Raw genomic sequence first — 5015 nt, 5'->3', positions numbered from 1 at the left:
CCCCCGAGACGGCCGTCCGCTTCGCGTTGTGCAGACCCAGGATCGCCAGCGACGTCACGCTCTTACCCGACCCGGACTCCCCCACGATCCCCAACGTGCGACCCCGCTCCACCGCGAACGACACCCCGTCCACGGCCCGCACCACACCGTCCTCGGTGTCGAACCGCACCCGCAGATCCTCGACCCGCAGGTACGGGCCCTCGCCGCGACGCGGCGCCGGAAGTTCCACCATGTCCGATCCCTCCCTCAGCTCAGCCGGACCCGCGGGTCGATCACCGCGTACAACACGTCGACGACGATGTTGGCGACCACGATGAACACCGCTGCCAGCAGCACCGTCGCCATCACCACCGGCAGGTTGAGGAACTGCACCGCCTCCACTGTCGCCTTGCCGAGACCCTGGAGGCCGAAGATGGTCTCGGTGATGAACGTGCCGCCGAGGCTGGTGCCGATGTCCAGCCCGGCGATCGTGACGATCGGCGTGATCGCCGCCCGCAACGCGTGCCGCGTGTGTACCTTCCGGGCGGGCAGCCCCTTCGCCCGGGCGGTACGGACGAAGTCCTCCGACAACGTCTCCAGCATCTGCGCCCGGGCCAGCCGGGCGTACAGCGCGGAGTTGAGGAACCCCAGCGTCATCCACGGCAGCAGCAGCCCGGCCGCCCAGCGCAGCGGGCTCTCGGTCAGCGGGGTGTAGCTGGGGAACGGCAGCAGGCCGGTGGAGTAGACGAGCAGGTAGAGCAGGATCAGCCCGAAGAAGTACACCTGCATCGACGCCCCGGCCAGCGTGACGCCGATGGCGGCGCGGTCGAACGCCGTACCCCGGCGTAGCGCCGACACCATGCCCAGCGAGACGCCGAGGCCGAGCCACAGCACGGCGCCGCCGAGGACGATGCTGAACGTCACCGGGGCGCGCTGCGCGACGATCTCGGTGACCGGCTGGTTGTTGCGGAACGAGTAGCCGAGGCAGGGCGCCGGGCAGTCCTGCCGGAAGTCACCCTCGCCGTAGGTGCGGCCGGCGAAGACGCCGCCCACGAAGTCGGCGTACTGCCGGGGCAGCGGCTGGTCGATGCCGAGCCGGCGCTCGACCTGGGCGATGTCCTCGGCCGTGCAGTTCTTGCCGCACATCACCTTCGCCGGGCTGCTCGGCACCGCGAAGAAGAGACCGAACGTGACCAGGCTGATGACGACCAGGGTCAGGGCGGCGACGAGCAGCCGCCGTACGACGAAACGGAGCACGGGAGCACCTCCCCCGAGGTCGGCGCGGGGACGGCCGCCGTGGCCGCCGCCCCCGCGCGGCTGTCACTTCTTCACGTAGATGCCGTTGAGCGAGATGATCCCGAACGCGTCGCTGAGGAAGGCGTTGCCGACCTTCGAGCCGTGCAGCTCGTAGGTGGCGTCGTAGTAGCAGGGCACCACCGGCGCGTACTTCTCCATGATCATGCGGTCGAGCGCCATCCAGCCGGCGTCCTGCTCCGCGGCCGGCAGGTCGCGGACCCGGTCGATCTCCGCGCTGACCGACGGTTCGTCGAGGTACGACAGGTTCTGGTTGCCCTCGGCCACGATCTCCCGTCCGTCGTAGACCGGCGGGATGACAGTGGAGCCGGTGGGCCAGTCCGAGCCCCAGCCGGTGAGGTAGAGGTCGTACGGGTTGTCCTTGCGGCCGACCTCGTCGTAGTAGCTGCTGTTGTCGATCGGCTTCATCACGATCTCGAAGCCCATGTCGGTGAGGTTCTTGCGCAGCGCCTCGGCCTGCTGGGTGCGCAGTTCCAGGTTGGAGTGGGCGAGCACCAGCTTGGGTCGCTTGCCGGCGAGGAGCTCGGCGGTCTTGGCCTTGTCGCCGGTGACCGGGGCGTTGAACAGGTCGTACGGGACGAAACCGGCGGTGGTGGGCGACATGAGCGTGGTCGCCGGCGAGCCGGCGGCCTGCCCGCCGAGCACCTTGAGCAGGGCGTCCTTGTCGACCGCGTAGTTCAGCGCGCGCCGTACGCCCAGGTCGGTGACCCGCTGGGTGTTGATGCTCAGCACCCAGTTGTACTGCGTCGGTCCGCGGACCACCCGGTCGGAGACGCCCGCGCCGGTCGTGCGGGGCAGCACCGACGGCGGCACGTCCGACCAGCTCAGCGCCGCCTGGTCGGCCGGCCCGTCGGCGACCAGGCGCTCGGCGATCTGCGCCTGCTCCAGGCCGAACGTCATCCGGATCGCGTCCGGGTACGCGTTGCGGATCGGGTCGGTCGCCGGATCCCAGTTCGGGTTGCGTTCCAGCTCCAGCGACACGTCGCGCTGGTAGGACTTCACCCGGTACGGCCCGGACGAGAACGGCCGCAGGTCGTAGTTGGCGCGGGTGTCCTTCGCCGCGGGCACGGGCGCGCTGGTGGGCAGCGCCGCGGCGTACGGCAGGTCGCAGTGCGGCTGCGGGAAGGTGAACCGGATGGTCCGGTCGTCGGGCGTGGCTACGCCGTCGGGCACCGGCTTGCCACCGTCGTACGGTCCCTTGTAGGTGGCGTTGTACGCCCCGCCCGGGTAGAGCCACTGCTGGATGTAGTGCGGGCCCTCGTTGAGGTTCGCGGCGAACGACCGGGCGATGCCGTGGGCGACGTCCTTGCTGGACACCGGCGTGCCGTCCTCGTACTTCACGCCGTCGCGCAGGGTGAACTCCCAGACCTTGCAGTCGCCGTTCACGTCCTTGCCGGGGTTCGTGGCCAGGTCCCCGACGAGCAGCAGCTTGCCGCTGCCGTCCTCCTTGTAGCCGTTGAGCGCGCGGTAGAGCAGCCCTCCGGCGACCTGCTGCACGTTGACGTAGTTGCGGGCCGGGTCGAGGTGCTCGAAGTCGGCCGGCTGCATGACGGTGAGGGTGCCGCCGCGGGTCGCCCCGTCGACGTCCTTCGCCGGGCCCTGGTTGTCGACGGCCTCGTACGAGATCGAGCCGCTCTGGGTCTTGGTCTTCTGGTCGCCGTCGCCACCGCCGTCGGTGGTGGGGCTGCAACCGGCGGCGGCCAGCGCCGCCGCGGCGAGGACACCTGTCAGTGTCCGGGTCCGTGCGCGCACGGTGTGCTCCTTCCTGCCCGGCGGCCCCCGCCGGCCGGGCACTGATGGCCGTGGGGACTACCGGGTGGAGCGGGGATCCAGCGAGTCGCGCAGCGCGTCACCGAGCAGGTTGAACGCCAGGACCAGCAGGAAGACCGTCAACCCGGGGAACAGGGTGTACCAGGGGTCGCTCGCGACGTAGCCGATGCTGTTGAAGATCATGCGGCCAAGGTCGGGCGTGGGTTCAGTGACGCCGATGTTGACGAACGCCAGCGCCGCCTCGATGGCGATGAACTGCGGCACCATCAGCGAGACGGTGACCAGGATCGGCGCCCAGATGTTCGGCAGCAGCTGCCGCAGCAGGATGTGCCGCGTGCCGGCGCCCGCGGCCCGGGCCGCGTCGACGAACTCCCGTTCCCGCAGCGAGATCACCTGTCCCCGGACCAGCCGCGCGGTGTACGTCCAGCTGAACAGGCCGAAGGTGGCGACGATCAGGGCCACCCGGAAGGCCGGCGACGGCGCCTCCCGGTCGGAGTAGAAGCGGTCCTGGAGGATCGGGATGACCGCGAGCGCGAAGATGAGGAACGGGAACGCCAGCGTGAGGTCGATCAGCCAGTTGACGACGCTGTCCAGCCAGCCTCTGGCCCATCCGGCCAGCACACCGACCGCGACGCCGATTCCGCAGGCCAGCAACGCCGAGGTGAACGCGATGAACAGGGACGTCCGCAGGCCGTAGACCAGTTGCATCAGGATGTCCCGGCCGCTGCCGGGTTCGAGCCCCAGCCAATGGTCGGCGCTGATTCCGCCGGCGTACCCGATCGGCATTCCGAAATCGTTGAGCCGGTCCACGAACTTGTCGGTCGGGTCGATTCCGGTGAGCCGTCCCAGCAGTGGCGCGCCGAGCGCGACCAGGGCGGCGACGGCGAGCGTGACGGCGCTGGCCTTGGCCGTACGGTCGCGTTTGAGCCGCAGCCAGGCGAGTTGGCCGGGTGACCGGCCGACGAATTCACCGGGCCGGCCCGCTGGTGCGGGAACGGGCTCGACGTCGGGGCCGGGAGCGGCCGGTGGGTGCGACAGTTCGCTCATGAGCAGTCCTCCCGATGGGGACGAAAACGCCCTGCCACCCGACGGTAATGCGCTTCCGAGCACCGGAAAGAATCGTTCCGGTAACGGCCGTTCCGGTTGTCGCGCATTGACAACGATCCGGCGTACGGAATGCATCGGCGCAATAACGAAGCGATTCGGTTGTCAGCCTTTCAGGTAGCCGTCCCGCAAATTCGGAATGCGTTGCCGCGAGGCATTGAAGCGGTTGTCAGCCGTTCGGGCATTCCCGCACGCCGATGTCACACCGGGCGGTCGGTGCGGCCGGTCGGTGTAACACTTCGTGACTCTTCGCGTTCACACCGTCCACCTAGGGTTCTCGGCGGTCCGGTTCGCACGACGTGCCGGGCCACCCACCGGCCCTCACCCGGGGCCCCGACGGAAGGACCACCCATGCCCTTCGCCCGACGTACCGCCGCCCTGGCCCTGGCCGCCGCGCTCGGCGGCCTCGCCGTGCCGGCCTCCCCCGCGGACGCCGCGCCGCGCCCCGGCCCGCAGACCCCCTCGGTGCTGCTGCTCACCGTCGACGACGGCACCGGCGTACGCGCCACGGTGCTGACCTGCGGCCCCACCGGCGGCCTGCACCCCGACCCGATCACCGCCTGCCGGCTCGTCGCCCGCGTCGACGGCGACCTGGACGCGCTCGACGTGGACGGCGCGCCGTGCACCTCCCAGTACGCCCCGGTCGTCGCGCGTGCCGTGGGCTTCTGGCAGGACCGCCCCGTCTCCTACACGCGGACGTTCACCAACCCCTGCCTGATGCAGCGCACCACAGCCGCCCTCTTCACCTTCTGACCCTCCCCTTCCCCGCCTCTTCTCGCTGATCATGAGGTTGGCGGCGATTCCGGTCCGATTTGTCGCCGTCAACCTCATGATCGACGGGGTGGGGT

Annotated in this window: 5 protein-coding genes; 1 reads left to right on the top strand and 4 read right to left on the bottom strand. The window is 70.1% G+C overall.

Going from position 1 to position 5015, the window contains the following annotated elements; genetic code table 11:
* The 4 genes from EAD96_RS28215 to EAD96_RS28200 form a co-directional block, all read right to left on the bottom strand.
* Nucleotides 1-232: ATP-binding cassette domain-containing protein (locus EAD96_RS28215; RefSeq protein ID WP_121686377.1), on the bottom strand; the 232-nt coding region annotated here is incomplete at its 3' end.
* A gap of 14 nt (nucleotides 233-246) precedes the next feature.
* Nucleotides 247-1236 carry an ABC transporter permease gene (locus tag EAD96_RS28210; protein WP_120569808.1) on the bottom strand — a complete coding sequence of 330 codons (990 nt, stop codon included), beginning with the start codon at nucleotides 1234-1236 and terminating at the stop codon, nucleotides 247-249.
* Between the two features lie 63 nt (nucleotides 1237-1299).
* Nucleotides 1300-3045, bottom strand: a complete 1746-nt coding sequence (locus EAD96_RS28205) for an ABC transporter substrate-binding protein (RefSeq protein WP_121686376.1) — start codon at nucleotides 3043-3045, stop codon at nucleotides 1300-1302.
* Nucleotides 3046-3102: 57 nt separating this feature from the next.
* Nucleotides 3103-4110: an ABC transporter permease gene (locus tag EAD96_RS28200; protein ID WP_121686375.1), complete on the bottom strand. Its 1008-nt coding sequence runs from the start codon at nucleotides 4108-4110 to the stop codon at nucleotides 3103-3105.
* Nucleotides 4111-4518: 408 nt separating this feature from the next.
* On the opposite strand from EAD96_RS28200, the gene EAD96_RS28195 reads away from it, so the two are divergent.
* Complete coding sequence (locus EAD96_RS28195) at nucleotides 4519-4920, top strand: SSI family serine proteinase inhibitor (protein WP_121686374.1); 402 nt, start codon at nucleotides 4519-4521, stop codon at nucleotides 4918-4920.
* Nucleotides 4921-5015: the final 95 nt, after the last annotated feature.

The organism is Micromonospora sp. BL1 (assembly GCF_003667485.1).
GTDB lineage: Bacteria > Actinomycetota > Actinomycetes > Mycobacteriales > Micromonosporaceae > Micromonospora > Micromonospora tulbaghiae.
The sequence above is the reverse complement of the archived record's forward strand: the minus strand, read 5'-3'. Positions and strand labels throughout refer to the sequence as shown.